The 25831-nt window shown below is 43.9% G+C and carries 28 protein-coding genes and 2 tRNA genes; 15 read left to right on the top strand and 15 right to left on the bottom strand.

Annotated elements, in window-relative coordinates; translation table 11 throughout:
- Nucleotides 1-110: 110 nt before the first annotated feature.
- From I5M27_RS11570 to I5M27_RS11545, 6 genes are all read right to left on the bottom strand, one after another.
- A complete protein-coding gene (locus I5M27_RS11570; protein ID WP_200506372.1) occupies nt 111-2504 on the bottom strand; it encodes a ribonucleoside-diphosphate reductase subunit alpha in 2394 nt (797 codons plus the stop codon).
- Between the two features lie 198 nt (nt 2505-2702).
- Nucleotides 2703-3053 carry a hypothetical protein gene (locus tag I5M27_RS11565; protein WP_200506371.1) on the bottom strand — a complete coding sequence of 117 codons (351 nt, stop codon included), beginning with the start codon at nt 3051-3053 and terminating at the stop codon, nt 2703-2705.
- Complete coding sequence (locus I5M27_RS11560) at nt 3050-3376, bottom strand: hypothetical protein (RefSeq protein WP_200506370.1); 327 nt, start codon at nt 3374-3376, stop codon at nt 3050-3052. The genes I5M27_RS11565 and I5M27_RS11560 overlap by 4 nt, the downstream gene beginning before the upstream one ends.
- Nucleotides 3373-3705 carry a hypothetical protein gene (locus I5M27_RS11555; RefSeq protein WP_200506369.1) on the bottom strand — a complete coding sequence of 111 codons (333 nt, stop codon included), beginning with the start codon at nt 3703-3705 and terminating at the stop codon, nt 3373-3375. Before I5M27_RS11555 ends, I5M27_RS11560 begins: the two co-directional genes overlap by 4 nt.
- 1 nt (nt 3706) lies before the next feature.
- Nucleotides 3707-3886 (bottom strand): hypothetical protein, encoded by a 180-nt coding sequence (locus tag I5M27_RS11550; RefSeq protein ID WP_200506368.1) that lies wholly within the window; start codon nt 3884-3886, stop codon nt 3707-3709.
- A gap of 166 nt (nt 3887-4052) precedes the next feature.
- Nucleotides 4053-5012, bottom strand: coding sequence for a ribonucleoside-diphosphate reductase small subunit (locus tag I5M27_RS11545; RefSeq protein ID WP_200506367.1), 960 nt, complete (start codon nt 5010-5012; stop codon nt 4053-4055).
- Nucleotides 5013-5402: 390 nt separating this feature from the next.
- Between I5M27_RS11545 and rplU the strand changes: the two genes are divergently transcribed.
- Both rplU and rpmA read left to right on the top strand, forming a co-directional pair.
- The gene (gene rplU / locus I5M27_RS11540) at nt 5403-5708 is read left to right on the top strand and encodes a 50S ribosomal protein L21 (protein ID WP_200506366.1); all 306 of its coding nucleotides are present in this window, start codon (nt 5403-5405) and stop codon (nt 5706-5708) included.
- A 76-nt stretch (nt 5709-5784) separates the two neighbouring features.
- A complete protein-coding gene (gene rpmA / locus I5M27_RS11535) occupies nt 5785-6057 on the top strand; it encodes a 50S ribosomal protein L27 (protein ID WP_200506365.1) in 273 nt (90 codons plus the stop codon).
- 860 nt (nt 6058-6917) lie between these two features.
- Here rpmA and I5M27_RS11530 read toward each other — a convergent pair.
- From I5M27_RS11530 to hemW, 5 genes are all read right to left on the bottom strand, one after another.
- On the bottom strand, nt 6918-7265 hold the full coding sequence (locus I5M27_RS11530; RefSeq protein ID WP_200506364.1) for a hypothetical protein: 348 nt from the start codon (nt 7263-7265) through the stop codon (nt 6918-6920).
- Nucleotides 7266-7278: 13 nt separating this feature from the next.
- Nucleotides 7279-7755: a hypothetical protein gene (locus I5M27_RS11525; protein WP_200506363.1), complete on the bottom strand. Its 477-nt coding sequence runs from the start codon at nt 7753-7755 to the stop codon at nt 7279-7281.
- 571 nt (nt 7756-8326) lie between these two features.
- Nucleotides 8327-9085 carry a cyclase family protein gene (locus I5M27_RS11520; RefSeq protein WP_200506362.1) on the bottom strand — a complete coding sequence of 253 codons (759 nt, stop codon included), beginning with the start codon at nt 9083-9085 and terminating at the stop codon, nt 8327-8329.
- A 61-nt stretch (nt 9086-9146) separates the two neighbouring features.
- The gene (locus I5M27_RS11515; RefSeq protein ID WP_200506361.1) at nt 9147-9899 is read right to left on the bottom strand and encodes a hypothetical protein; all 753 of its coding nucleotides are present in this window, start codon (nt 9897-9899) and stop codon (nt 9147-9149) included.
- A gap of 32 nt (nt 9900-9931) precedes the next feature.
- Nucleotides 9932-11068 (bottom strand): radical SAM family heme chaperone HemW, encoded by a 1137-nt coding sequence (gene hemW / locus I5M27_RS11510; RefSeq protein WP_200506360.1) that lies wholly within the window; start codon nt 11066-11068, stop codon nt 9932-9934.
- Nucleotides 11069-11322: 254 nt separating this feature from the next.
- Here hemW and I5M27_RS11505 point away from each other — a divergent pair, with 254 nt between their 5' ends.
- From I5M27_RS11505 to I5M27_RS11485, 5 genes are all read left to right on the top strand, one after another.
- Nucleotides 11323-13263, top strand: a complete 1941-nt coding sequence (locus I5M27_RS11505) for a BamA/TamA family outer membrane protein (protein ID WP_200506359.1) — start codon at nt 11323-11325, stop codon at nt 13261-13263.
- A gap of 71 nt (nt 13264-13334) precedes the next feature.
- Nucleotides 13335-13407 (top strand) — tRNA-Met (locus I5M27_RS11500).
- 76 nt (nt 13408-13483) lie between these two features.
- Nucleotides 13484-13555 (top strand) — tRNA-Glu (locus I5M27_RS11495).
- Between the two features lie 256 nt (nt 13556-13811).
- Nucleotides 13812-14003, top strand: coding sequence for a cold-shock protein (locus I5M27_RS11490; RefSeq protein ID WP_200506358.1), 192 nt, complete (start codon nt 13812-13814; stop codon nt 14001-14003).
- A 114-nt stretch (nt 14004-14117) separates the two neighbouring features.
- Nucleotides 14118-14345 (top strand): hypothetical protein, encoded by a 228-nt coding sequence (locus tag I5M27_RS11485; protein WP_200506357.1) that lies wholly within the window; start codon nt 14118-14120, stop codon nt 14343-14345.
- An 844-nt stretch (nt 14346-15189) separates the two neighbouring features.
- Here the strand turns inward: I5M27_RS11485 and I5M27_RS11480 are convergent.
- A complete protein-coding gene (locus tag I5M27_RS11480) occupies nt 15190-15543 on the bottom strand; it encodes a thioredoxin family protein (RefSeq protein WP_200506356.1) in 354 nt (117 codons plus the stop codon).
- A gap of 62 nt (nt 15544-15605) precedes the next feature.
- Nucleotides 15606-15923: a thioredoxin family protein gene (locus I5M27_RS11475; protein ID WP_262896450.1), complete on the bottom strand. Its 318-nt coding sequence runs from the start codon at nt 15921-15923 to the stop codon at nt 15606-15608.
- Nucleotides 15924-16253: 330 nt separating this feature from the next.
- Here I5M27_RS11475 and I5M27_RS11470 point away from each other — a divergent pair, with 330 nt between their 5' ends.
- The 7 genes from I5M27_RS11470 to fumC all read left to right on the top strand — a co-directional run bounded on the left by I5M27_RS11470 (nt 16254) and on the right by fumC (nt 23239).
- Nucleotides 16254-16565 (top strand): YMGG-like glycine zipper-containing protein, encoded by a 312-nt coding sequence (locus I5M27_RS11470; RefSeq protein WP_200506354.1) that lies wholly within the window; start codon nt 16254-16256, stop codon nt 16563-16565.
- Between the two features lie 300 nt (nt 16566-16865).
- The gene (locus I5M27_RS11465; RefSeq protein ID WP_200506353.1) at nt 16866-17969 is read left to right on the top strand and encodes a hypothetical protein; all 1104 of its coding nucleotides are present in this window, start codon (nt 16866-16868) and stop codon (nt 17967-17969) included.
- Between the two features lie 114 nt (nt 17970-18083).
- Nucleotides 18084-18611, top strand: coding sequence for a hypothetical protein (locus I5M27_RS11460; RefSeq protein ID WP_200506352.1), 528 nt, complete (start codon nt 18084-18086; stop codon nt 18609-18611).
- A 226-nt stretch (nt 18612-18837) separates the two neighbouring features.
- Nucleotides 18838-19674 (top strand): outer membrane beta-barrel protein, encoded by an 837-nt coding sequence (locus I5M27_RS11455; RefSeq protein WP_200506351.1) that lies wholly within the window; start codon nt 18838-18840, stop codon nt 19672-19674.
- Between the two features lie 125 nt (nt 19675-19799).
- Nucleotides 19800-20588, top strand: coding sequence for an outer membrane beta-barrel protein (locus tag I5M27_RS11450; protein ID WP_200506350.1), 789 nt, complete (start codon nt 19800-19802; stop codon nt 20586-20588).
- A gap of 177 nt (nt 20589-20765) precedes the next feature.
- A complete protein-coding gene (locus tag I5M27_RS11445; protein ID WP_200506349.1) occupies nt 20766-21641 on the top strand; it encodes an outer membrane beta-barrel protein in 876 nt (291 codons plus the stop codon).
- Between the two features lie 203 nt (nt 21642-21844).
- Complete coding sequence (gene fumC, locus I5M27_RS11440; RefSeq protein WP_200506348.1) at nt 21845-23239, top strand: class II fumarate hydratase; 1395 nt, start codon at nt 21845-21847, stop codon at nt 23237-23239.
- Between the two features lie 90 nt (nt 23240-23329).
- On the opposite strand, the gene I5M27_RS11435 is transcribed toward fumC, so the two are convergent.
- The gene (locus I5M27_RS11435; protein ID WP_200506347.1) at nt 23330-24136 is read right to left on the bottom strand and encodes a hypothetical protein; all 807 of its coding nucleotides are present in this window, start codon (nt 24134-24136) and stop codon (nt 23330-23332) included.
- Nucleotides 24137-24276: 140 nt separating this feature from the next.
- Here I5M27_RS11435 and I5M27_RS11430 point away from each other — a divergent pair, with 140 nt between their 5' ends.
- A complete protein-coding gene (locus tag I5M27_RS11430; protein ID WP_200506346.1) occupies nt 24277-24963 on the top strand; it encodes a hypothetical protein in 687 nt (228 codons plus the stop codon).
- Nucleotides 24964-25017: 54 nt separating this feature from the next.
- On the opposite strand, the gene I5M27_RS11425 is transcribed toward I5M27_RS11430, so the two are convergent.
- Nucleotides 25018-25818, bottom strand: coding sequence for an alpha/beta hydrolase (locus I5M27_RS11425; RefSeq protein WP_200506345.1), 801 nt, complete (start codon nt 25816-25818; stop codon nt 25018-25020).
- Between the last annotated feature and the right edge of the window lie 13 nt (nt 25819-25831).

Raw genomic sequence — 25831 nt, 5'->3', positions numbered from 1 at the left:
CAATAAATCTCCTTTCTGCCGTTTTTAAGCAGTTATATTCAACATTAAATAAATGGTTATTTTGTAAAAAAAAGGAGGCAACTAAGCCTCCTTTTTTCCTTTAATGTAAATTAGCTACCACAAGCCTCACAGCTATCCGGATCATCCAAACTGCATTGCATATCGGAATACCCTTGGCTGGCTTCAACTTTGGCGTTGATCATCGGCGTCAGGGTTTCGGCGGCTTGTTTTTCTACCGTAAACTTGATAGCATCTACGGCGGCTTTGGTGCGCAGGTAATACATACCGGTTTTCAGGCCGCGTTTCCAGGCGTGGAAGTGCATGGAGGTCAGCTTGCCGAAGTTCGGGTTCTGTACGTGCAGGTTTAAGCTCTGGCTCTGGCAGATGTACGCCCCACGGTCAGCACTCAGATCGATAATGGTTTTTTGCTTGATCTCCCATACCGTTTTGTACAGATCTTTAATGTTCTGCGGAATGTTCGGGATGTTCTGGATCGAGCCGTTCGCTGCAATGATCTGGTTCTTCATATTGTCGTTCCAGATGTTCAGCTTGATCAGGTCTTTCAGCAGGTGTTTGTTCACCACCATGAATTCCCCGCTCAGTACGCGGCGCACGTAAATATTAGAAGTATAAGGCTCGAAGCTTTCGTTGTTGCCCAGGATCTGCGCCGTAGAAGCAGTTGGCATTGGCGCTACTAATAAAGAGTTGCGCACACCGTGCTCCATTACTTCGTTCCGCAACGCTTCCCAGTCCCAGCGGCCGCTTTCCGGTTTCACGCCCCACATATCGAACTGGAAGATACCGCGCGAAATTGGCGAACCTTCAAACGTCTGGTACGGACCATCTTTCTTGGCCAGGTCTTTCGAAGCCGTCATGGCCGCGAAGTAAATGGTCTCGAAAATATCTTTGTTCAGTTGCGCCGCTTCTTCGCTTTCAAAAGGCATGCGCAAATGAATGAACGTATCCGCTAAACCCTGCACACCCAAACCAATTGGTCTATGGCGCATGTTCGAGTTTTTCGCTTCTTCTACCGGGTAATAATTAATATCAATTACCTTGTTCAGGTTTTTGGTAGCGTGGTAGGTTACGTCGTACAGTTTCTTGTGGTCGAAATGTTTTTTACCGTTTGCATCTTCCACCACGTAGCGTGGCAAGGCCAAAGAAGCCAGGTTACAAACCGCAATTTCGTCCGGTGCCGTGTACTCGATAATTTCGGTGCACAGGTTCGACGACTTGATGGTACCTAAGTTCTGCTGGTTCGATTTCGCGTTGGCGTGGTCTTTAAACAGCATGTACGGCGTACCGGTTTCGGTCTGGCTTTCCAGAATAGCAAACCAAAGTTCCTGCGCTTTAATGGTTTTCCGGCCGCGGCCTTCCCGCTCGTATTTTTCATACAAACGCTCGAAATCTTTGCTGTGCGAGGTTTCCAGGCCCGGGCATTCGTGCGGGCACATCAGCGTCCAGTCGCCGTTGGCTTCCACGCGCTTCATGAAAAGATCCGGGATCCAAAGGGCGTAAAACAAATCGCGGGCGCGCATTTCTTCCTTGCCGTGGTTCTTGCGCAGATCCAGGAATTCGAACACATCGGCGTGCCACGGCTCTAAATAAACCGCGAAAGCACCTTTACGCTTGCCACCGCCCTGGTCTACGTAGCGGGCGGTGTCGTTGAACACTTTCAGCATGGGTACCAGGCCGTTGGACGTGCCATTCGTGCCTTTAATATAAGAACCCGTTGCCCGGATAGAGCTGGCCGATAAACCGATACCGCCCGCACTTTGCGAGATCATGGCGCAGTTTTTCAGCGTGTCGTAAATACCGGCAATGCTGTCTTCTTTCATGGTTAACAGGAAGCAGGAAGAAAGCTGCGGCTTGGGAGTTCCGGCGTTGAATAACGTTGGCGTAGCGTGCGTAAACCAACGCTCCGACATCAGGTTGTAAGTCTCAATGGCCGAATCGATATCGTCTTTGTGAATACCCACGGCTACGCGCATAAGCATGTGCTGCGGACGCTCTACGATCTTGCCGTTCAAACGCAGTAAGTAAGAACGCTCTAAGGTTTTGTAACCGAAATAATCGTAGGAATAATCGCGGTCGTAAAGGATAGAAGAATCCAGCACGGCAGCGTGTTTCTTTATTACTTCGAACACTTCGCGGGAAAGCAGCGCAGCATTTTCGCCGGTCTTCGGGTCTACGTAGGTGTATAGTTGCTTCATGGTGTTGAAGAACGATTTGCTCGTAACCTTGTGCAAATTAGAAACCGCGATCCGCGCTGCTAAAATGGCGTAATCGGGGTGCTTGGTGGTAAGCGAGGCAGCGGTTTCGGCAGCCAGGTTATCCAGCTCCACGGTAGTAACGCCGTCGTAAATACCATCAATTACCTTTTTGGCCACCTCGATCGGTGACACATAGGTCATATTCAGGCCGTAGCAGAGTTTTTCTACCCGCGCCGTTACTTTATCAAACTTAACCGACTCGCGTCTGCCGTCTCTTTTTACTACTAACATATTTTTCCTTTTTTATTGGTTTTCGCAGGCTGGAAAGGCCTGTTTCTACAATTATTTCGTTTTTGGTGGTTAAAAAGCAATTTGCTATATAGCTAAAAGCTTTTACGGAGATTTTACTTTTTTGCTTTAAAACCCTATCGTTTTTGGTGCAATTATTTTTGTGGAAACGGTAGTGATTTGAGGGTGGAAAGTGGTGGTTTATTTGGTTAGGATGTAGGTGGTTATCATAAATGTTGCAGCCGCTTCACTTGTAAAAGCTGAAATCTTGTAATCTTTCTTAATATATTCTTCTAAAACAGTATTTATCGTTTCCAGATTTTTACTCAGCTCAGGCTGTTTAGGCTCAAATTTTTCAAGTGCGATAATTCTGGAGTTTCCATCTTCTACTACCTGAATTTTAGGTGACCAGCTACCACATAGTTTACAGGTTTCATAAACTCTAATTGTTACTACTTTCCCTTCTCCAGCTATTGCATTTGTAAAAGATAGCAGTGAGAAAAGCAGCGGCGCTCCCAGGCTCAGGAGTATAGATTTCTTCAGTAGTTTCATTTGGTTAGGATGTAGGTGGTCATAATACCTGTATTAGTGCTTCCTGTATGAGCTGAATTAGAAGTTTCAACTTTAAACCCTGCTTTTAAATATTGCTCAAGAGTTTGCGAAATAGTTGTCACAACTTTATCTCTGGAACTAGTATCAAGTTTGGTTTTAGAAGTAGTCCCATTGGAATAAATAATAATACTGCCCGTTGCTCCTTCTTCATAAACTCTTATAGTTACTACTTCTCCTCCGCCAACTGCATTTGTAAAAGACAGCAGTGAGAAAAGCAGCGGTGCTACCAAGCTCAGGAGTATCGATTTTTTCAGTAGTTTCATTTGGTTAGGATGTAGGTGGTAGCTATATGCCCGTTAAAATCAGCACTACTAGTTGCTTGAATTTTATAGCCTTCTTTTAAGTACTGTTCTATAGTCTTTGAAATAGTTGCTAGATTTTTATCTCTAGAAACATTGTCAGATCCATTTTCAAGCTTAATTTCAGTAACCTCTTCATCTGCATAAATGGCAATTCTATCCTTACCACTTTTTTCATAAACTTTAATTGCTACCAAACTTCCCTCTCCAGCAACAGCATTAGTAAAAGACAGCAGCGAGAAAAGCAGCGGCGCTACCAAACCAAGCAAGGCAAATTTCTTCAGTGTTTTCATCTTAGTTTAAAGAGAAATTGAACTGTTGTTTTACTTCTGCAAAAGGAACGGTTTTGCCTTCCTTTACTTCCTGCACGCCTTTCTCCACTTGTTCCAGGAATAAAAGTTTCTCGATCAGTTCTTCGGTTTTGAATTCTTCCGGAAGGCTGATGAGCGTGGCTATTACTTTGGCTTTATTCATCGTTTTATTTTAAGCGGTTAAGAGGCAGTTTTTCGGGTTAAAAGCCTGGCGCTTTGTCGCAATGTGCCTGCGCACAGGTCGCAACCTGTCCCTACGATCGCATTCAAAAATCCTGGCAATCTTAAAAATCCTTAAATCGTGTTCAGACTTAAAAAACTTCCGAACCTTAAAAATCTTCGTCCAAAGAGAACAGGTTGTCGCCGCGTTCGCTCATCACGCCGGCTTTCTGGTATTCGCCCACGCGTTTTTCGAAGAAGTTGGTTTTGCCTTGCAACGAGATCATTTCCATGAAATCGAACGGATTGGTGGCGTTGTAGATCTTGGAGGCACCCAAAGAAACCAACAGACGGTCGGCTACGAACTCGATGTACTGGTTCATTAAAGCGGCGTTCATACCAATTAAAGAAACCGGCAGCGCATCAGTTACGAATTCCTGTTCAATGGTTACCGCGTCTTTAATGATCTCGTGCAGACGGCTTTCCGGCAGCTTGTTTTCCAGCATGGAGTACAGCAGGCAGGCGAAATCGCAGTGCAGGCCTTCGTCGCGGGAAATAAGTTCGTTAGAGAAAGTGAGACCCGGCATTAAACCACGTTTCTTCAGCCAGAAAATAGAGCAGAACGAACCCGAGAAGAAAATGCCTTCTACGGCCGCAAACGCAATTAAACGCTCGGTAAAGTTTTCGGAGTTGATCCATTTAAGGGCCCACTCGCCTTTTTTCTTCACGCAAGGCACCGTTTCCAGCGCGTTGAATAAATAATCTTTTTCTTTCGGGTCTTTGATGTAGGTATCGATCAGGAGCGAATAGGTTTCGGAGTGAATATTCTCCATCATGATCTGGAAACCATAGAAACAACGCGCTTCCGGGATCTGCACTTCCTGCATGAAATTGATGGCCAGGTTCTCGTTCACAATACCATCGGAAGCGGCAAAGAAGGCCAGCACGTGCGAGATAAAATGACGCTCGCCATCGTTCATATTTTCCCAATCTTTGGTATCCGAAGAAAGGTCTATCTCTTCCGCCGTCCAAAAGCTGGCCTGGGCTTGTTTATACATCTTCCACACGTTGTCGTACTGAATCGGCAGCAAAACAAAGCGGTTCGGGTTTTCTCTCAGAATGGGTTCCATAGCAGATAATTAATTAATTTTCAACAACTTACACATATTTAAAACAACAAAACCAAGACCGGGGTTCGGGTTTTGCGGTTCTTTCCACTTAACAAAGCTACTAAAGCCTTGCTGAAAAAGGAGTTCAAATATAGGCAGGTTTCCGGAAGATAGGGCTTGAAATTTATCCACAAAAAACGGTATTTCTCCACAGCTTTCAGAAGCTTAATTTTCAGCTGCTTAAAGTTCTATACACAGGCAAAAAATACTAATTTGTGGATAGCGGGAGAACATATCAATATATAGATTGATGCATATAGAAAGCCTGAAAGAAAATATGTCTGACTGGGTTTGGTTATTTACCTGCAAGTGAGTACTTTTGCAGTCTTAAACAAATTTACATAGAAGCTGATGTACGCAATTGTAGAAATCGCAGGTCGCCAGACCAAAGTAGAGAACGGCAAGTTCATCTACACTAACAAGCTTTCCGGCAAAGAAGGGGACGCCGTTGAGTTCGCCAATGTATTACTTACTGACAATGATGGTAAACTGAGCATCGGTGCACCATTCCTGAATCTGAAAGTGACTGGCAAAATTTTAGGGCACGTGAAAGGCGATAAAATTATCGTTTTCAAGAAAAAGCGCCGTAAAGGTTACAAGAAGAAAAATGGTCACCGCCAGGATTACACCAAGGTGATGATCGAGAAGATCGGTTAATTTTCCGGAGATCTTTCAGTTAAAAAAATTTAAAAACCTTTCTGACCTTACCGGTTAGAATAAATTGTAAAAGAAAATGGCACACAAAAAAGGAGCTGGTAGTTCGAACAACGGCCGTGAGTCGCATTCCAAACGCCTGGGCGTTAAAATCTACGGTGGTCAGCAGTTAATTGCTGGTAACATCATCGTTCGTCAGCGCGGTACTGCGCACCACCCGGGCCTGAACGTAGGCATGGGCAAAGACCATACATTATTTGCAATGGTTGATGGTGTGGTTGAATTTAAGAAAGGTCGTAAAGACCGTTCTATCGTTTCGGTAATTCCATTTGAAACCGAAGCGCAAGCTTAACCGTATAAGATAATGTAAGTAATTTAAACCGGTTTTCGAGCTGGTTAAATTACCGAGAGAAAGCCCTGTAGAAATGCAGGGCTTTTTCATTTTACAGGCTGTTTGATTTTATATTTTTTTGGTTATTCTGAACGAGAGGACCTCGTTGGCGGATAGTAGTTTTTTAACTATAATGCATACCGTTTTTCTTCGTCATCCCGACGAGAGGAGAAACCGCAGGTTCGGCGGAGCCAAACCTCATTAGCTTAGTAGTTGGCTTGCTATTGACTTTTTGCCTTAAAAGGATACCGTTTGACCCCACCTAAATCCTCCCCTAAATCAGGGGAGGACTTTTAGGCATTTTTTTCATAGCTTGCTTTAGTTCTTAATTATTAATTAAACCTTCTCCCTCAAGCCGGGTAGCTTCGTTTCTATTCCAAAGCCGTGGAGGCAAACTGGCCTCAGGCGGCCTGCCTGCGGCACCGTATTCCTCTAAAGTCTTTGGAACAGAAACTGGTGTCGGTTTCCTCCGTAGCGAGCTTTCTTTTATTTTAGTTTTCCGGATAGCGTGATTTTCAGGGACGCAGCGCTGGCGAAAGGTGGCAAATCTGCTTATTTGAAATATAATGAAAAAGGGCACCCACAAAGGTGCCCTTACAAAAATCCGATCCTGTTCATCCCTGAATCTTAAAAATTGTGTTCAGACAAAAATCCTGATCTAAAACGCTATGCTTTGCAACCTGAAAAGTAAAACGGCCGTTTAAGAATGTATAGCCATTTAATAAAAATTTAACAGATATTCGTTTCTGCCGTAAGTGGCAGGATAGATAGAAAAGGAGAGCCTGTAAGCTCTCCTTTTTGTTTGTATGCGTCAGCAGGTTTTAATTCAGCGAAAGCGTGGTGAACACGGCAATGTTTTCGGCTATTTCTTCCGGGAAGAAGTTGCTGATGGGCATCCGGATAAAATTGAGCTGCGCGGTTAAAACCCCCGAAACTTCTCCCGAAAAGCTGCGCTGCCGGATCGTGATCTTCATGGCAACGTTGGCTTCTCCGGCTTCCAGGATCTGCGGCTCAATAATTAGGGTGTTGCCGGAAAGCTTCAGAACCGATTTATCCTGCGATTCTTTCAGGTTGAGGCCTGCATATTTCAGGTTTAGTTGCTGGCGGCCCAGGGTTTTGGCAGCGGCATTATCCATGGCTTCCAACAATTCATCTATGGCTATTTTCATGATCTTTCTTTGGTTAAACTAATTGCTTCCGGCTTACAAACTCACCGAATCTTTCTCCCGTCTGGCGGGCAATTTTAAAAAACGACAATAATTCGCTCAGTTCGTCCAGGATTGTATTTTCCGGAACGTTGATGCTGTAAATTTTATTGAGCTGATCGCCCTTGCGGTTGCCGCCAACGTGCAGGTTGTAAAAACCGGGTGTAGTGCTTACCAGGCCAATTTCAGCTAAGTGCGTTTTCACGTCCCCGAAACCGGTAATTCCTATCCGGAAATCACGTTCAGAAAACCCATGACTTCGGAGCAGTTGTATTACCTGATCGAGTATAGGTGGTTTTTCCGGGGCCTGCTGCAGGCGGAAAAGGCGTGTTTTAGCAACTTCGGGTACCATAATATGCTGTTTACACTCAACGTGTTTGGGTACAGAATTAACGGAATTTACAGAAACTAATGCTTGCGGATAGGTTTGATTGGTGAGGTTTGCAGTGTTCATACGGGTAAATGGTTAATGGTTAAAAAATTTAGTTGAAAAAAATAAAAAAGCCCTCCGGCGGTGGCTCGAAGGGCTTGGTTGGTTTTAATTTGTATGCATTATTTACAAATATGCCAGGGTAAGGCTTCGAGCCGGGATACAGCACTTTTTCATGCAATGCATTTGCTTGCAGATAAAGCGGAAACGGACAATATTTGAGTAAATCTTCATTCTAAGGTTTATTAATAAGAAATAAAAAAAGCCCCCCGGGTTCACCGAAGGGCTTCTGTATGCTTATCGAATTAATTCTTTTTCGTTACGCAATAAGGTTCCCTTCGGCAGCCAGGTAGTGGCGCTTCATGCAAATCACACAGAACATATTTTGCGAATAGTTGATCATAATGTTACAAAGGTAAGCGGCATTTAAACGAAAACAAAATTTATTTTCAAAACCGCTTTATTTACAGGATGTTACGCTAGGAAATAAGGGCAGTTTTCAGGTTGAAAAGTATAGCGTTTTAGATCGGAATTTTCAGGATCAAAGGATTTGCAGGACAATTGTTCAGATCAAAATCTAGCTAATTTAAAAGCTCTAAACGGCACTCAGGGTATATAAAACGGGTTTGCCGGGGCTTGCATCCAAGGTTAAACTTGTCACCTGCAGGTTCAGCAAATACAGGCCGTCTTTTACGGAGTCGGGCACAAAAATAAGTTCGGTGATGGTGGCATTTCTGCGGGTATTATGCGGGTATTGCCAGAACGCATGGTGCGCCAAAAGCTCGCCGTTGTCTTCTTCGCGGTCTACGCTGGGCAGGTCTACAAGCAAGTGTTCTATGCCGTTCTCAACCAGGAATTGCGCCAAAGCCGGTTCTAAATACGTGGGGTTGGTGCCGGAATATTGCGTGGTTCTCTTGGTGTCAGTATTTGGCAACGTCCGGATAATGAAAGCTTCCGGGTTTTCTGGGCTGAAATATGGTTTTACGTCTTCCAGCATCACAACCAGGTCGCCGTTGGGCTGCTTTTGCGGGGTAACCGAAAGCAGCTGGGCCATGAATAAGAAGCGTTTCAGGCAGTTATAGAGCGTAGCTTCCGGGTCGGGGGAAATATGGCCGAAACATTCGGTGTGGGTGCCGTTGCCGTGCGGCGTAAGGTGCACGCGCTGGTAATTGGTACAGCCACCTTCGGCCACGCTGCCTACAAAACTACCCATTCTAATGGTATCGAAAGCTACCGGCTCGGCCCAGAAACAATTTACATTTTCGGGCCCGGGTTTTAACGGCAGCGAAATATCTAAGGGGTTTTCCGGCGAGAACTGGTATGGTTTTCCGTGGTGCGTGATGGTGGCCTGCATTTTTCTTAATGAGAGAATGATTGAATGAGAGAGTGATAGAATGTGAAGATGGGGAAGTTTTTTAAAGAATGGAAGCCTTTATTCTTTGGGCGAATTTCTCCAGATCGGGCGTTATGGAGGTACCGTCGTAACGGGAACCTACTTTATCGATCACCTTTCCATCTTTATCGATGGCAAATAAAAAATATTTTTCGATATCGTCTTTCTCGGTGGCGTAGCATTCGGGGCAAAGCTCGCGGTTAAAGAAAATTTTCTTAATCGAAATTTTCTCAGGGTAAACCGGTGAGGGAATGATATAGCTTTGGTACGGGAATCTCAATTTATTGAAATATTGATCAATGTAATAGAAATCATAAGAAATACTTCCCATAACCAAGCCCACCTGCTTTCCATTAAATACTATTCCGTCTTTCTTGAGCTGGCTCAGCATTTTTATTGTCGGATTAATATTGGACTGCATGCTTGGCCCGCACGCCGGATACCAACTCACAAAAAGGGTAATCTGATTTTGAGCAGCGATCTGCTTTAAATCGTTAACCGTAAGCTCCATGTGCTTCCGGTTCCGGGCTGTAGTGTCGTGCAACAAAATTGCACTTACATCGAACTTTTGGAGGTGAATACTATCTGCTTTTAGCTTAGCCTTTCTGTCTTTGGCCAGATTCCAGTAGCGGTTGGTGGTGCCATCGGCGCTGGTAAAAACGTAATCGTCGGCAAACCATTTTTCGCCGGCAGCATTTATTCCGTCCAGCAAAATACTGCAACCAGTTAAAGAACCAAAGAGGCAAAAAATAAACAGGCTCCGGAAAAAATTCATACGTTCAGCGTTTTTCAGCCTCTAAATATAAGCTAATCCTTCGGTAACACAAACAGATCGAGCGCGATCTGGTCGGCTAGTAATTTTCCGGTGTCGGTGAGCTTGAGTTTATTATCAACAATTTCGGCTAAGTTCTTTTGCTGTAATTCGGCTAAATAGGCCTGTTGCGAAACCAGCAGATCGAGCCCGAACTGATTTTTCAGATAACCCAAATCGGTGCCCCAGATGGTGCGTAGCGTGGTGAGTACGTATTCGTTGGCCTGGTCTTCCAGGGAAAGTTTTTCGAGCGTGAAAGGCAGTTCATTTTTTTCTAAAGCGGCCATGTACTGGAAATTATGCGCTACGTTGAACTGCCGCGAATTTCCGTTGAACGAATGCGCGCTGGGCCCGATGCCGAGGTATTTCACGCCCTGCCAGTAACTGCTGTTGTGCTTCGATTCGAAACCGGGCTGGCAGAAGTTGGAAATTTCGTACTGGATGTAGCCGTGCTTTTTCATTTCTTTGAGCAAGATCTCGAATTGCTGGGCGGTAAATTCGTCTTCGGCGGGTTTGAATTTACCTTTTCTGGTCCAGTTGCCGAGTACGGTTTGCGGTTCTATGGTTAAAGCGTAACAGGAAATATGCTGCACATTGAGCGCGAAAAGTTGTTCCAGGTCCTGTCGCCAGAGCGTGTGTTCAGGCGCGGGAATGCCGTAGATCAGATCGATGGAGATGTTGTTGAAACCGGCTTTTTGCGCTTCGCGGATGCTTTGCAGGGCTTCCCGGGAATTGTGTGCGCGGTTCATTAAGCTTAAATGCGGCCCGTGAAACGATTGTGTACCGATGCTCAGGCGGTTGATGGAAAGCTGTTTCAGTTCCTGGATCTTGGCAGAAGTCAGGTCGTCGGGGTTGGCTTCAAGGGTTATTTCGGCGCCGGGAATTACGTTATAATGCTGGAAAACGGTATCGAAAATGGCTTGTAAACTCGTGGCGGGCAGGAGGGAAGGCGTGCCTCCGCCGAAGTAAATGGTTTTGATCGCTTCGCCGGCTAAGTAACCTTTGCGCAGTTCCAGTTCTTTACAAATAGCCGAAACCATTTGCGGCAGTGCGGTGGTATTGGTGCTGAAATGAAAATCGCAGTAGTGGCAGGCTTGCTTGCAAAACGGAATGTGAAAATAGATACCGGCCATGTTTAATGTGCTAATTTTTTAATGTGCTAATGTGAGAATGATTGAATGAGAGAATGAGTGAATGAGTGAATGTAAAAATCAGGGAATGTTGAAATTTATTTCTGCGTTTTTTGGCTGAAAACCATACCGTTTTCTTGACTTTTTCAGACCAAAACCATAGCGTTTTTGTGAGCAGTTTTTCAAAAAACGGTTCCCGGAAAACGAAAACTAAGGTTTTTATCGTTTAATTGCTTATTGGTTCCATTGGTTTTAAAATGCAGGCTTTTTTTTCGTTTCTCTTCTTACGCCAAACTTCTTTCCGGAAGCTGAAAACTGCATTTTCCAATTTCCCGAACAACCAGCAACCAGCAACCAGCAACCAAACCGCACAAAGGTACAAAGTAATTGCGGCGTTTCTGGTTTTTGCACTCATTTTGCCGGCCGCGCAGGCGCAGAATCCCGCCAGTCTGCCTACCCAACCTTCCGGCCTGCCGCCGGCGCAGCCTAAACCGCCCAACGTGCCGGCCAAGAAAATTCCGTTGAAACTGCGCGCTTCGGAAGCCGACCGGATGGTGCTGAAAAAATATAAATTCAGACGCGATGCCCCCGATTCTTTAAGCGCTTTGCAGGAAATTCGGGGTTTGATTTTAGCGCTTCAGAAAGATGCTTATTTAACCGCTTCGGCCGATACTTTTTTCCTGAAAAACGATACCCTTTTTGTGGATATGTTCGTGGGACAGCCGTTTAAATGGGTGGCTTTAACCAACGGCAATATCAGCGAAGGTTTGTTGCAGAAATCGGGCTTTAAAGAAAGATTTTATCGCAACCGGCCGTTCAAGCCCGACGATTTTGTAAAACTGCAGGAGCGCGTGGTGGAATATGCCGAAGACAGCGGTTATCCGTTCGCTTCGGTAAAACTCGATTCTATTCGGCTTTACAACGGGCAGATCCAGGCGGTTGCCAAAGTAGACCGCGGCCCGCTGATCACCTTCGATTCTATAATGGTGGAAGGCCGCACCAAGACAAAAGCGAAATTTCTGAGCCGCTATCTGCAGATCCGGCCGGGCCAGCCTTACGAACACCGGAAAGTGGAAAGCTCCTACCAGTTGCTGCGCCAGTTACCATATTTAAACGTTTCGAGAAGGCCGCAGGTACGTTTTGCCGAAAATAAAGCGCGTTTGTATTACTTTATCGAAGACCGCAATGCCAACCAGATCGATGCGCTGATAGGCGTTTTGCCGCCCGACGAAGGGGCAGCTAACCAGAAACCGCTTCTAATCTGGGAAGGCAATATCAACATCCGCAATATTAAGGGCACGGGCATTCAGCTGGGCTTGCAGGCGCGCAAAGTAGACCGCAATTCGCAGATCCTGGATGCCAATTATTTGCAGCCGAACATTCTGGGTTCGCCGCTGGAAATGGGGTTTAATTTCAACCTCTATAAGCAGGATACTACGTTTATCAACATCAAGCCGCGGCTGCAGTTTTCGTATTATACCACGCGCTACGGTAAGATCACGTTCTTCGGCGAAACCCGGAATTCGCGTTTGCTTTCCACCGAAAACCTGAAAAACCTGACGGCCATTCCGGAATTTGCTGACGTGAAATACACGGCTTTAGGCGGCGCTTATCTGTGGAATAACCTCGACGATTTTTATTTTCCCAGAAAAGGGTTCCTGGCCACGGGACAAGTGGCGCTGGGCAACAAAGTAATTTCGCGCAACGCCGCCATTGAACCGCAAAGCATTTACGACAGCCTCAAACTCCGGAGCACGCAGTTTACCGGTAGTTTGCGGCTCGAAAATTATTCTCCTATTGGCAAGAACGGCGTTTTACTCGCCCGCCTGCGCAGCGAAACGGTGCAAAACGACCAGATCTTCCGCAACGATATGTTCCGGCTGGGTGGCTTGAATCTGCTGCGTGGCTTCAACGATTTTGAGTTTTATGCTTCCACTTACTTTTTAGGCACGCTGGAATACCGTTTTTTTACCGCCGAAGATTCTTACCTGCTTTTATTTTACGACCAGGCATATTATGAACAGAAACTACCCGGTTCGTATAACGATGATCTGCCGCTGGGATTTGGCGCCGGCGTGAGTTTCGGCACCCCGGCGGGGGTTTTTCAGTTTATTTATTCAGTTGGAAAATCGGAATTACAGCCTAATCTGAGCCTGAGCAATTCGCGGGTGCACTTTGGCCTGGCAAGTAAATTTTAACTTTTTGGAAAAATATTTCGTAAGATATTTGCAAAGTCAAAATCTTTATCTACTTTTGCATCACCAAACAGTGCGGGATGGAGCAGTTGGTAGCTCGTTGGGCTCATAACCCAAAGGTCACAGGTTCGAGTCCTGTTCCCGCTACCTAGAGTAAAGCCTTACTTCGAAAGTGGTAGGGCTTTATTTTCCCTACAAACGTTTTGGTTTTGAACGTTTTGATGGTCCATTCGTCTAGGGGTTAGGACACCAGATTTTCATTCTGGTAACAGGGGTTCGATTCCCCTATGGACTACAAAAGGCCTTTATCGCAAGATGAAGGCCTTTTTTTATTTTATTCCGCACAGGCGTTATCCTTTGAAAAGAAAAGGCAACCAGCTCGGCCTTTAAACCAATACAAAAGATACCAATCAAAATTTTAATAATCAGGATAATGCTCAACCTTTTTAGTTGGGAATTATACCAATTGTAAAATATTTATTGTATATTGTATAAAATTATGAACGTATATACCTGCAGCTTTGTAATAGGTATATAATAAGAAACCCCATATGAATAACGGAACAGTAAAATTCTTTAATGACCTGAAAGGATTCGGTTTTATTAAAGAGCAAAATTCAGATCAGGAATACTTTGTACATGTATCTGGCCTTGTAGATGAGATCAGAGAAAATGACTTGGTAAGCTTTGACCTGCAAGAAGGAAGAAAAGGACTAAACGCAGTGAACGTAAAACGCGCTTAGTTTAAAATATAACTATTGAAGAAAGCCTTACCGCCGGTAAGGCTTTTTTTATGCTGCCACAGCCATCGGGGCTTTATCAGCACATTCATAATTGTCAAATTTACCTCTCCAAAAATGAACAGAAAATATTTAGTTGATACTAAAACCAATGAGTACTTATGCATTGCACTTAAAAAAGGGCAGGATTGGGTACCTAATAATCAAAACCATCTTGCTGGCTTTATGAACACCCGTACTCCTGAAACAGAAAGTGATTCTGTGTTGGTTTCCGGGGAATTCCAGGACAATGCCTTTTATGAAAAGTGGATCCGGAACGGCACAAATATCATATTCAAGTACTAGGTCTTCTTATTAAAGTAATTAACAATTTATTATTCTGATAAGTTATTAATTGAAAACTACTTTAAAATTAAAACCTTTAAATCTGATTTCTGATAGTTTAAAATTATAGATAGCCTACATCTGCTAAAGCAGCGTGGAGAAAGTCCGATTTTTAATTCTTAGGTATATTAATTTTCAAAGCCCCTGTTTGTCAATAACAAACAGGGGCTTTAACTTTTATTGGTAATCAATGCGGTTTCATAGTTATTAAAACCAGTTTATTTAAACCCAGAAAGTATGCTAACGACACTTAAGGTATAAGGCGTTGATTTTAAAAAGAAAATTTTAATGACTGGTGCTTTGATCGCGTTTCCTTTTTTTCTCTTAATATGTATACACATACCATCAATATAATGAAACCGGGTCTGGCGCACCAGGTACCTGCACCTTAATTTCTTTCAGGCACTAATCTATCCGGAATACTTTGAAAACAGGCAAATAGCAAGGAAAATATGGTAGCTATGCATCAGGAAAAAAGCTAAGAAATTAAAAATGCTCAAAGCCGCAACGTTGACTGATGAAAAGTAAGCCCGTAAGCTTATGGAATTGAAAAAAATGCAAGGAATAACCTGCTTAAAAGGCACCAGGTTGTTTATTCCTAAATTTCTTTAACCTCTAAATTTAAAAACTGAATTGTTTTTAGCCGGGTGAAAAAAGTTAAAACGGCAGTGATAATAAAAAAAGAACTTTGTATGATCTGGGGGGTAAAAAAGAAAATATAAACGACTACTTTATACTCAACCTTTTGGATTTTTACTCTGGTAAAAGGATAAACCAGTAAAGATCTGCACGAAAAAGATTGATTTTAAACTGGGTAAGAGGTTTTAAAATTATGACTATTGGAAAGCAGTTCGTGCAAAAAGTCAATTAATTCATCTTCAACGGAGATTAGTTTGCACTTGGTTAAAAAACCTTTCTGATAGATGGCAAAGAAAGGGGTTCCGGTTAAATGTACTTCTTTCGCTGAAACCGGGTTTTCTATAGCATCCATAAGTAGAAAAGTAATGTCTTTAAATTCCTTTTCTTCAGAAAGCCTGCTATAAGTTACCCCCATGCGCTCGCAAATAACACAGTCTTTTTTTGTGAACTTTACCACAACCTTTTCATTTGCGTGAATAAGGATGCGCAGTTCAGCGTCTGTTGCTTTTCTTACAGCCATAAAACTAAGAAATACGTTAAAACTTTAAATTACTATAACCTTTAAAAGGCAACTATCTTACTTTAAAGCAGGCTATTAAGCATTTTTATCATGTCAGCCTTAGAAGCAGCCAATTGCTGGCCTATTAAATCACCGTTACGATAAGCGGCAATAAAAGGAGTACCGTGCTGGCTTACCTCTTTACTTGCAATCGGGTTATCTTCGGCGTCCAGTTTTAAAAATCTGATACCACTGTAATCTTCCTGTTCAGAAAGGTCTAGATAAGCCGGGGCAAGTTCTTCACATTTTGCACATTCTTTGCCGGTAAATTTTACAATTACCCGCTGATTATTGCAGACAAAATCAGGCAATCTGGCATCGTTTGTTTCGTGTATAGCCATAATAAAGGAGAAGATAGGGTTAAATTTAGGTAACAGGAAAAAACAAACATTGTTTAATGTTGCAGTTATCTACGGCTGTTTCTCAAGAATAGCTATTTTTAAGAATGTTTAACCGGCTTGGTTTTAACGTAAATTGTTCAATCAAAAATAATGGACTGGCTTGACTCTAGAGATATAATAGCCTTTTAGTAAATAATTTTACCAAGCCACTTTTTCTACTCCAAACCATAGCATTTTCCGGCTATCGTGAAATCACGAACTAAACCAGCAGGTGTTTCCAAACGTTTAATAGCTGAGTAAACTATTATTAATCAGTTAAATACCTGAGCTATGAAAAACTTAAGAATATGCCTTTCGCTGGTGCTTACCGTTTTATTTCTGAATACCGGTTCGTTACAGGCGCAGGGCAAAGACGACGATAACCCGAAAAATGAGAAAAAAGGCATGAGTAAAAAAGGCAAAGGCGCGATTATTGGCGGTGGAGCCGGAGCGGTTGGCGGCGCGATTATTGGCGGCAAAAAAGGCGCGGTTATTGGCGGCGCGGCCGGTACCGTGGGTGGGGCCGCCGTAGGTAAAAAGAAAGACAAGAAGAAAGACCCGGAACGCTACGAGCAATATTCAGATAAAAAGAAGAAAGACTAAAACTGAAGTTAAACAGTGATCAAATTCCTGCGGCTGAAAAAAGCTGCAGGAATTTTTTTTTGCGTTAAACCTGCTTTGTCCTGCTTCAGCATTCATAAGGGAATAGACCCGGTAGTTTTAAAGCAAAATACGATACCATTTCAGTCGAAAAAAAGCAAAAAAGCCGGGAATAAACTTCGATTCGGCCGGTAAAGAGCTTAAACAGAAATTCGTGCTGTAACCTGCGGTATTCCCTGATATATTTGCAGCTTAATTCGTTTATTCTGCGTTTATACTTTTTCAGCAAATTCACATACCGTTTTGAAAGCACGTTTTACTTTTCCGTTGGTCTTACTTTTCATTGCCTGGCAGTTGCCGGTTTTAGGTTTTGCCGGGCCAGATGCCATTACTGTAGCCGATCTTACCTTTACAGTACCGGGCACGCGCGCGGCTACCGACTGGGAGAAAAACAATGCCGGGAAAAGCTACAACTGGCCGAATTACTTTTATGGCTTTCAGGAAGGAGACAAAATGGTGGTGGAGCTGAAAATGGAAGAAGGAAAGGGCAAATACGAAGTAGATATCAAAGAATTTGCTTCGGGTTCGGTGCTTTATGCGGGACGCAATATTTCCAAAATCAAAAAACAGGAATTCCATATCCCAACCAGGGCCGTTTACGAGTTTATTATCCGGAGTACCGGCGAAGCGTCTAGCACCTGCAAGATGACCATTAAACGGATCCCGGCTTCGGCGGCCACAGCGCGTTTTAATGCCAACGTAACCTGGAAAACCCAGGAAGATACCGTGTTTACTTTTGCAAACGAAAAAGTGCTGGTTAAAACCGATTTTCAGCCGCAGATCCTAGTAGATAAAACGTTCCGGGTATTCTCGCAGGCCAGCATTGGCAAACCGAGCCGCGTTACCGTTCCGTTTAAACTTCCGGCCAATACCGCGCATTGGGTTTACTGGCTGGGCGTGGGGCAGGAGAGCGTAAAAGAAATGGAAGCGCTTACCAAAACGCTGGCCAAAGGCGGGGCTGCCATTGCTTCGGGCATGAACCCGGTAGTAGCTTTCGGTATGGGTTTATTGCCGGAACTGCCGCAGGTAAAATCGAGCGGTTATATTGACTTTCTGTTCATGAACAAGCAGGCTGCGGCTGCCTTCGAAAAAGACGGGGAACGCAAACCGTTCAGTTTTGCCCAGGGCGATGCCATTATAAACGCCTACGGAAAAATTGCCGCTTCGCAAACTCCTAAAACGCAGGATGGCTCACTTTACCTAGGCGTGGAAAACCACAATACCGTAACCGGGCTGGATGTGGCGGTAAAAATAGTAGCGTTTCAGGCCGAGCCTAAATATGAGACCCGGAAAGTGAAAAAGGTGGCGAAAATAAACCGCACCCGTATTCCGGTTTTTGGCAACTAAAAAGCTTAATCTATTTTTGAGGTATTTATTTTACCGAAAAGTAACCGAAAAGGCGCTAGTCAGTATAGGGAATTGCTATCTTTGCATCGATACTTTTTTATTTTTAATTCTATTATGAGAAAATTTACTAGATTGAAAATGGCTTTGGCTACGCTTAGCATGGCATTTTTAGGTTCCTGCTCCAGCCAGATGTACACGTTTGCGCCAAATTCGGGCGGTTACCACGGTACTGAGAAAAAAACCACGGCAGTAGCTATTGCTGAAAATACTCCGGCTGCAGAGCCAACTGCGGTTGCCAGCATCGGCGATGAGCCGGCCAATTTAGCCCCGGCCCATACCCAGGCAGCGGCGGCTTTAGCGCAAACTTCTGCGGCAAAATCTACGAAACAAACTTCTACAGAAAATACGGTTACCGATAAAAAAGCGGCTAAACAGGCGCTCAAATTAGCCAAAGCTGATCTGAAGCAACTGAAAAAAGATATTAAAGACGGCAAAGACGTAAAAATTGATGCTACCGTAAAACTGCTGATCGTATTGGGTCTGATCTTCCTCTTACTCGGTATCATCGTGCCGATCATCGGTTACATTGGTGTGATTTTGATCGTGATCGGTCTGATCCTGCTTATTCTGGGAACGCTGTAGATAAAACAACTGCCCATATTAACCAAACGGCTGCCACAACCTGGCAGCCGTTTTTTTATGTCCTTGCCTGGCTTTTTCCGGTCAAAGGCATAGCGTTTCAGTAGTTTTTTAGGCCGGAAAACCTAGCGTTTTTAAAAGCTATTAATAAAAATAACAAGAAGCAAAATTGCAGGTCACGTTTTCTGTTAACATCTTTGCGGCTTCAAAATTTCCCCCAAAACCTTATATGCGTAACTTTTCGTTTTTAAAACTGGCCTGCGTTACCACCTTCTTTTTTTCTTTTGCTGCAATTTCTTCGGAGGCCCAAAACAAGTATATAAAGCTCAGCGGTTCTTATCATTTAGGGCTTGACTCTAACCCGGCAAATGCTGGTTCGGGCAATATTAATAGCGGCGGGTCAACCACCAGAAACGAGCGCGTAGGCATAAATTATGGGAAAGGCGCAGTTTATAATGTCGCGCTTGGGTATATGTTTAACGGGAATATAGGAGTAGAAATGGGCCTGGGTTATTTAAAAGGCAGAAAATTAACCACTGAAAGCCGTTATTATTATCCGGAATATTACATTACCGAAACCAATAACTACGAGACGTATTCGCGGATGACGCTGCTGCAACCCGCGGTGGTGCTTACCACAGGTAGCGGCAAATTGAAGCCTTATGCCAAACTCGGTATGTTACTGGCCTTCGGCACGATCTACGAAAAACAGTATGATGCGCTTTACGATCTTTCGCGGGAGATCTCGGCGGAATATAGCGGCGGATATGGTTTTGGTTTCCAGAGCGCAGCCGGCCTTACCCTGCAGGCAAACGAGAACATCGATTTTTTTATGGAATTTACGATGCACAACCTGAGCTATGCGCCTGAGAAATGGATGATAACCGGAGCAAAGGAAAACGGCGCCGATATGATGTATAAATATGAAAGGGAAGTATCGTTCAGCGATGAGTTTTTCCAGGATTATAACGCCAAAGGCGAGCCCACTAAAATTACCGAAGCGCACCGTATTCATTTACCCATGAGCACTGTGGGCCTTGGCTTCGGCATGAAAGTGAACTTTTAGTTTTTCAGGTTTAAACCCTACCGTTTTTTTCAGGCCTAGTTTTTGATAACGTGGAAAAAGCGGCGCCGCAACTTTTTACAGATTTTGCGTATGCTTCTTACTTCAGTTAAAATCTTTAAACATTTATGAAATTAGGTAACATTAAAAAGGTAGCCCTGGCTGCAACACTTTCTTTAGGATTATCGGTAGCGGCCCAGGCGCAGGGCGCTTATGCGAAATTAGGCGCAGGCTACCAGTTTGGAATGGGCTCCGCCACCGTAACGCAGACTACGGGCAGTCAGATCGAGCGTATCAAGTTAAATTACGGAAAAGGTGTGGTGGGCAATTTAGCGTTGGGCTATATGTTCAACCCTAATATTGGCGCTGAACTGGGCTTTGGCTACCTGGCCGGGGCAAAAAATGAATCCAAAAATGTATATGGCAACCGGGTGGAAGACGATACTTATTATTCCCGGATGCTTTTAATTCAGCCTTCTATCGTGATCTCGGCTGGTAAAGAAGGCCTGAACCCTTACGCGAAATTTGGCCTGGTGGCTGCTAAAGGCAAACTGGTGCACGAACTGGAATACACGCAAAACGGGGTAGCCGAGATGGAGATTGAACAAAATGGCGGCTGGGGCTTAGGTCTGCAAGGTGCTTTGGGGGTTGAATTTGGCCTGTCCGATCAGCTGGCGTTCTTTTCTGAACTGAGCATGAGCAACCTGAGCTATGCGCCCGAACGCTCTGAAGTAGTTGCTTACCGCTATAACGGCACCGATGCGATGCATTATCTTACCGTTCGCGACCGTGAAACGGTTTACGTAGACAGTTATGTAGATAGCAACAAAGGCGAAGCAATGCCAAGAGAACGTCTGAAAGAAAACGTGCCTTTTAGCAGCGTAGGCATAAACCTGGGCGTGAAATACAACTTTTAGTTTTTCGGGTTAAAACCTTAGCGTTTCTAAAAGCTTTGCTTCTGAAAAGGAGCAAAGCTTTTTTTATTTAATGCACTGTAGGAATTGCTATAAAGTTGAAGGATTATCTGAAGCAGGTTTGCAAATCGCGCATATTGTTATCATATTTATGGCATACCCTTATTAGCTTCAATAAATATGATCTTATCAAAAACATTAAAGGCTGCAGCAGCCTTCGGCCTTATGATTTGTCTGTCGGTAGAGGCACCGGCCCAAAGTTTTTATGCAAAACTGGGCGGTGGGTACAATTTTGGTTTAAACTCAGGTATTATATTTAAGTCAACTGAAAATACGCATTATTCTGATGTCGCTAACCCTGCTAATTCCCAGAAATATGAACGAGTAAATTTAAAACTTGGCCAAGGCGGCATTTTTGGAGGGTCGTTGGGGTATATGTTTAATAACAATGTTGGTTTTGAACTTGGTATAAATTATCTGGCAGGCGAAAAGACTACATATAAATCGGAAGTTAATTATACCAGTGATAATCCCAGTGTTTTACCTTATTCATATTCCCTAACAAATACCTATCAAAGCCAGATAGTTTTAGTACAACCATCGCTGGTTATTGCTACTGATTTGCCAAAACTTAACCCCTACACGCGCATCGGTTTAGTTATAGCCAATGGAATCATAAAACACACCCAATCGTTTTCCAATTCTAAAGGCGAATCCGAAGAAAATAAATTTAAATACTCTGGTGGTGCTCACTTGGGCCTCCAGGCAGCAATTGGCTTAAATTTCAAGCTGAATGATAAAATCTCAATATTTACTGAAGGCACTTTCAATAACATAAACTTTGCCCCAGAAAAAGGTATGCTAACAAAATCAACCCGCAATGGAGTTAACCAGCTACCTACCCTCAATACTTCGCAAAAAGAAATAAAGTACGAAGATGATCCTACTTTTAACTTCCCTACTCAGCAATCTCCTTCAGAACCCAGAACCGAATTCAGACAAAGGTTTCCTATTAGCAGCATAGGCCTGCAGACAGGCATTAAATACAACTTCTGAGTTTTTCAGCCCAAAACCATAGCATTTTTCCACGTGGAAAATTCTGCAAAAGCTTTGTACTCTCCGGTGCAAAGCTTTTGCTTTTTAAGCGGCTTTCTAAATAATTGTTTAGTTTTACGCCCGAAAAGCCTACCGTTTTACGGCCGGAATTTCGCCTGAACATTCATTTTCAAATTTTCTCATTTCCAAATTTTCAAATTTATATGAGTATCCGGATCGAAAAAGACACCATGGGGCCGGTTGAGGTTCCAGCGCATCGTTACTGGGGCGCCCAGACCCAACGTTCTAAAGACAATTTCACCATCGGCGGCCAACTGATGCCCAAAGAAGTTATTTCGGCGTTCGCCATTTTAAAGAAAGCTGCCGCGTTTGCCAATGCGGAATTAGGCGTGTTGCCACAGGAAAAAGCAGAAATAATCGGTAAAGTTTGCGACGAGATTTTAACCGGCAGCTTAGACGATGAATTCCCGTTGGTAGTGTGGCAAACCGGTTCGGGCACGCAAAGCAACATGAACGTGAACGAAGTGGTAGCAAACCGCGCGCACGTTTTACTGGGCGGCGATTTAATGGATGAAAAGAAGAAAATTCACCCGAACGACGATGTAAACAAATCACAATCTTCCAACGATACGTTCCCGACGGCGATGCACATTGCCGCTTACAAAGCTGTAACGGAAACTACCTTGCCGATGGTGAAAAAGCTGCGCGACACGCTGCACGCCAAAAGCCAGGAATACATGAACGTGGTAAAGATCGGCCGCACGCACTTGATGGATGCCACGCCGCTTACCTTGGGCCAGGAACTTTCCGGTTATGTAAGCCAGTTGGATCACGCCATGAAGGCCATTAAAAACACGCTGGATCATTTAAGCGAACTTGCTCTTGGTGGCTCGGCGGTAGGAACCGGGCTGAATACGCCGAAAGGTTACGATGTATTGGTTGCCAAGAAAATTGCGGAATTCTCTGGGTTACCAATGCGCACTGCCGAAAACAAATTCGAAAGCTTAGCCGCGCACGATGCGATCGTAGAAACGCATGGTTCTTTGAAACAACTGGCCGTTAGCTTAATGAAAATTGCCAACGATATCCGTTTGCTGGCTTCCGGTCCGCGTTCTGGTATTGGCGAAATTATTATTCCGGAAAACGAGCCGGGTTCTTCTATTATGCCGGGCAAAGTTAACCCAACACAGGCCGAGGCCATGACGATGGTTTGCGCCCAGGTTATGGGTAATGACGTGGCGATCTCCGTAGGAGGTATGAACGGCCATTTCGAGCTGAACGTGTTCAAGCCGGTTATGATCTTCAACTTACTAATGAGCGCAAGATTATTAGGCGATGCCTGCGACAGCTTTGATAAGCATTGCGCCGTTGGTATTGAGCCGAACCACGAAGTGATCAAACGTCAGTTGGAAAACTCTTTGATGCTGGTTACGGCTTTGAACCCGCACGTAGGTTATGACAATGCCGCGAAAATTGCGAAGAAAGCGCATAAAGAAGGCTCTACGTTACGTCAGGCGGCGCTGGATCTTGGTCTGTTAACCGATGAGCAGTTTACCGAATGGGTTCGTCCCGAAGACATGATCGGTTCTTTGAAGTAGGACACAAGTATCAGGATATAAACAAAAAAGCAGCTTCGGATTCCGGAGCTGCTTTTTTTGTTTGCTTGACTATGAACCAATTACTGGTACTTATTTACAAGAGTATTCAAATTTAGTAGTTGAAGGAGCAGATGCACCATTAGTAAAAGTTCGCGTTACCTGGGTTGTCAACTGCTGATCATTATACTCATAAGAAAAAACAAGGTGATTATCATCTATTACTGTCCCATCAGGATTTCTGCTGGTAAAAGTGGCCTTTACCGGGTTATTAGCAGACGAATTATTTTCTGAAGGATTAAAAAACCTGAATTCATAATAAGGATTTTCAGAAGAATTGTACTCATAAACAGTGATTGAATGAACGGTATCGGTCTGGGAGGTACCTCTTACATAAACCGCGGTATTAACTTTTTCAATGTTATTATTCCGGTATTCATAGCTAAAAGAAGCAATATGTTTTAAGGGGCTAGAGGCACTCATTTTTGAAAACAATTCACTTTTAGAAAGCTGCATATTCGCATTGTATTCAAAAGTAGATAATGAATAAGCATCAGGGTCTTCGCCTTTAATCTGAGTTACAAAACCAGCGCTGTTAAAAGTAAAGCGCGAAGAGCCAATAATTGGGTCATTATAAGTCTGCCTTCCATCCGTTAATTTCCCGTTGGCGTCGTAAGTCAAGGTTAAGGTACTGCCTGGTTTATCTGCACTACCACCAGAAGGATAATATGCTGTAACGAGCTGGTTCTTTGAATTGTAAATAAACTCAGCATCTACTTCACCGGTTTCGCGCATCGTTTTGCTTATCCGGCAATCGTTTTTCGGTTCAGTTTCTTTATCTTTTTTACAGGCCACCAGCGACAGAAAAGAAACTGCTACTAACAGATTAAGAATTCTCATACGTTTATATCAAGTTTGTAAAGTAAATATACACCATTAAATAACATGTTTTTAACAAATATAAAACTTAATGCTCCGTGTTCACTAAGAACTAAAACTTCGCGAAAGCAGTAAAACAGGTAATACCATTAGAGATCGTGATGCGGAAAATTTGCCTGCTTTTTATTTGTTTTGGTTGGCTCAGCGCCTGTACAACTGACCAATCGGAAACTTCCGGTACAGAAAGTAATGGTTCGCAAAACGCTATTCTGAAAGGAACCGGAAATAGCGCAACAGAAACTGATTCGGATGAAACAAATAGAGAACCCGTCGGGCAAAACCAAACGATTGTTCCTGGTAAAAGCATTGGCTTGATTAAACTGAACGAACAGGCAGAAGTGGTTTATAAACTGCTGGGCCAACCAGCTGCCACTGATGCGGCCATGGGCAAAATGCTGGCCACCTGGCTTTCGGAACCTAAACTTTCGGAACCCAGGCGGGAACATTACCAGACCAATATTTTCTTTGCCCGGAACATGGGCAGCGCCGAGGAAAGCAGCCAGGCCAAACAGATCCGCGTTACTTCGCCGGAATATAAGTTGGAAAACCGGATCGGGGTTGGGTCAGACCTGAAAACCATTCAGGCGCATTTTCCGGAAATGAAAAAAGCTGCTGTTTATACTACAGACCAGACAAAGGAGAAGATCACCATTTACCACGATAAAAAAGCCGGCATCGCTTTCGAGATAGACCGGACCGGCAAATGCACCGGCATCGGGATACAGGAACCTGGGAAAGCTAATTTCGAAGTTTATTCGGCGATTAGTGCTGATCTGAAAAAAGTTTAATTTTAATTGCTGCTACTTTTTACCGGCTTTTGCCTACCGTTTTTCACCCGGAAATCAGTTCGTAACCGGGGCTTCCTGCCATTTTACTTTTGCCAATTGTGTGGCTAAAACAGGGCTGATCTCAGCGGCTTTGCTATGAACCATCATGTGACCGCCATCCTTTATCAACACGTTAGCGTTCGTTCTTTTATGTGGAAAAACGCGGTCGGCGGAGCCGTTTATAATAAAAATATTTTTCGGAATAAATTCGTTCCGCCAGCCAACTACCTGATCTATAGACCAAACCAATAACGTACGCGAAGCTTTTTCCATGAAAGATTTTACCAGTTTTTTCTGGGCTTTGGTGTGGGCATTGAAAAACCAGTGCGCGGCCGGGTAGAAATTCTTGTAAATAAAGCCAGGAACCAGTTTATGCAGATGCAGCAGATCTACCGTTTTCAGAAATCCCGAAAGTCCGTTGCGGGTGGCAATGCTGGAAATAAGAATGGTTTGCTGCGGCTTCAGGAATTTGTTTAACTCCACGGCTACCATTCCGCCAAACGACATGCCAACGAGCACGAATGGCGCCGTGGTATCGATCTGGGCAGCTAACCGATGGCAATAACTTTCGAGGTCTTCGTGTTTAAGCGGATCGATCCATTTTACGTGATGGATCTTATATGTTGTGGGCAAAGCCAGGTTTTCGAAAAGGCGCTCATCGGCGGCCAGGCCACTAATAAAATAAACGTTGCGGGTAATATGCATTTCAGGAATTTTTCGGGCAGCTACATCATAATATCCAACAGGCAGCTTTGGTTCCGCGCCTGTGGAAAACGGTACCGAAAAGGCCATCAAAAGTATGAATAGCGGCTTCAAAGCGGGTTTTTAA

Source organism: Adhaeribacter terrigena, assembly GCF_016623615.1.
Classification (GTDB): Bacteria; Bacteroidota; Bacteroidia; order Cytophagales; family Hymenobacteraceae; genus Adhaeribacter_A; species Adhaeribacter_A terrigena.
Note: the sequence above shows the minus strand (reverse complement) of the source record. Positions and strands in the feature narration are given on the sequence as shown.

What these genes read in the sequence shown, in the direction of transcription:
- I5M27_RS11570 (WP_200506372.1), bottom strand. Translation starts at nt 2,504, where the DNA reads ATGTTAGTAGTAAAAAGAGACGGCAGACGCGAGTCGGTTAAGTTTGAT.
- I5M27_RS11565 (WP_200506371.1), bottom strand. Translation starts at nt 3,053, where the DNA reads ATGAAACTACTGAAGAAATCTATACTCCTGAGCCTGGGAGCGCCGCTG.
- I5M27_RS11560 (WP_200506370.1), bottom strand. Translation starts at nt 3,376, where the DNA reads ATGAAACTACTGAAAAAATCGATACTCCTGAGCTTGGTAGCACCGCTG.
- I5M27_RS11555 (WP_200506369.1), bottom strand. Translation starts at nt 3,705, where the DNA reads ATGAAAACACTGAAGAAATTTGCCTTGCTTGGTTTGGTAGCGCCGCTG.
- I5M27_RS11550 (WP_200506368.1), bottom strand. Translation starts at nt 3,886, where the DNA reads ATGAATAAAGCCAAAGTAATAGCCACGCTCATCAGCCTTCCGGAAGAA.
- I5M27_RS11545 (WP_200506367.1), bottom strand. Translation starts at nt 5,012, where the DNA reads ATGGAACCCATTCTGAGAGAAAACCCGAACCGCTTTGTTTTGCTGCCG.
- rplU (WP_200506366.1), top strand. Translation starts at nt 5,403, where the DNA reads ATGTACGCAATTGTAGAAATCGCAGGTCGCCAGACCAAAGTAGAGAAC.
- rpmA (WP_200506365.1), top strand. Translation starts at nt 5,785, where the DNA reads ATGGCACACAAAAAAGGAGCTGGTAGTTCGAACAACGGCCGTGAGTCG.
- I5M27_RS11530 (WP_200506364.1), bottom strand. Translation starts at nt 7,265, where the DNA reads ATGAAAATAGCCATAGATGAATTGTTGGAAGCCATGGATAATGCCGCT.
- I5M27_RS11525 (WP_200506363.1), bottom strand. Translation starts at nt 7,755, where the DNA reads ATGAACACTGCAAACCTCACCAATCAAACCTATCCGCAAGCATTAGTT.
- I5M27_RS11520 (WP_200506362.1), bottom strand. Translation starts at nt 9,085, where the DNA reads ATGCAGGCCACCATCACGCACCACGGAAAACCATACCAGTTCTCGCCG.
- I5M27_RS11515 (WP_200506361.1), bottom strand. Translation starts at nt 9,899, where the DNA reads ATGAATTTTTTCCGGAGCCTGTTTATTTTTTGCCTCTTTGGTTCTTTA.
- hemW (WP_200506360.1), bottom strand. Translation starts at nt 11,068, where the DNA reads ATGGCCGGTATCTATTTTCACATTCCGTTTTGCAAGCAAGCCTGCCAC.
- I5M27_RS11505 (WP_200506359.1), top strand. Translation starts at nt 11,323, where the DNA reads ATGCAGGCTTTTTTTTCGTTTCTCTTCTTACGCCAAACTTCTTTCCGG.
- I5M27_RS11490 (WP_200506358.1), top strand. Translation starts at nt 13,812, where the DNA reads ATGAATAACGGAACAGTAAAATTCTTTAATGACCTGAAAGGATTCGGT.
- I5M27_RS11485 (WP_200506357.1), top strand. Translation starts at nt 14,118, where the DNA reads ATGAACAGAAAATATTTAGTTGATACTAAAACCAATGAGTACTTATGC.
- I5M27_RS11480 (WP_200506356.1), bottom strand. Translation starts at nt 15,543, where the DNA reads ATGGCTGTAAGAAAAGCAACAGACGCTGAACTGCGCATCCTTATTCAC.
- I5M27_RS11475 (WP_262896450.1), bottom strand. Translation starts at nt 15,923, where the DNA reads ATGGCTATACACGAAACAAACGATGCCAGATTGCCTGATTTTGTCTGC.
- I5M27_RS11470 (WP_200506354.1), top strand. Translation starts at nt 16,254, where the DNA reads ATGAAAAACTTAAGAATATGCCTTTCGCTGGTGCTTACCGTTTTATTT.
- I5M27_RS11460 (WP_200506352.1), top strand. Translation starts at nt 18,084, where the DNA reads ATGAGAAAATTTACTAGATTGAAAATGGCTTTGGCTACGCTTAGCATG.
- I5M27_RS11455 (WP_200506351.1), top strand. Translation starts at nt 18,838, where the DNA reads ATGCGTAACTTTTCGTTTTTAAAACTGGCCTGCGTTACCACCTTCTTT.
- I5M27_RS11450 (WP_200506350.1), top strand. Translation starts at nt 19,800, where the DNA reads ATGAAATTAGGTAACATTAAAAAGGTAGCCCTGGCTGCAACACTTTCT.
- I5M27_RS11445 (WP_200506349.1), top strand. Translation starts at nt 20,766, where the DNA reads ATGATCTTATCAAAAACATTAAAGGCTGCAGCAGCCTTCGGCCTTATG.
- fumC (WP_200506348.1), top strand. Translation starts at nt 21,845, where the DNA reads ATGAGTATCCGGATCGAAAAAGACACCATGGGGCCGGTTGAGGTTCCA.
- I5M27_RS11435 (WP_200506347.1), bottom strand. Translation starts at nt 24,136, where the DNA reads ATGAGAATTCTTAATCTGTTAGTAGCAGTTTCTTTTCTGTCGCTGGTG.
- I5M27_RS11430 (WP_200506346.1), top strand. Translation starts at nt 24,277, where the DNA reads ATGCGGAAAATTTGCCTGCTTTTTATTTGTTTTGGTTGGCTCAGCGCC.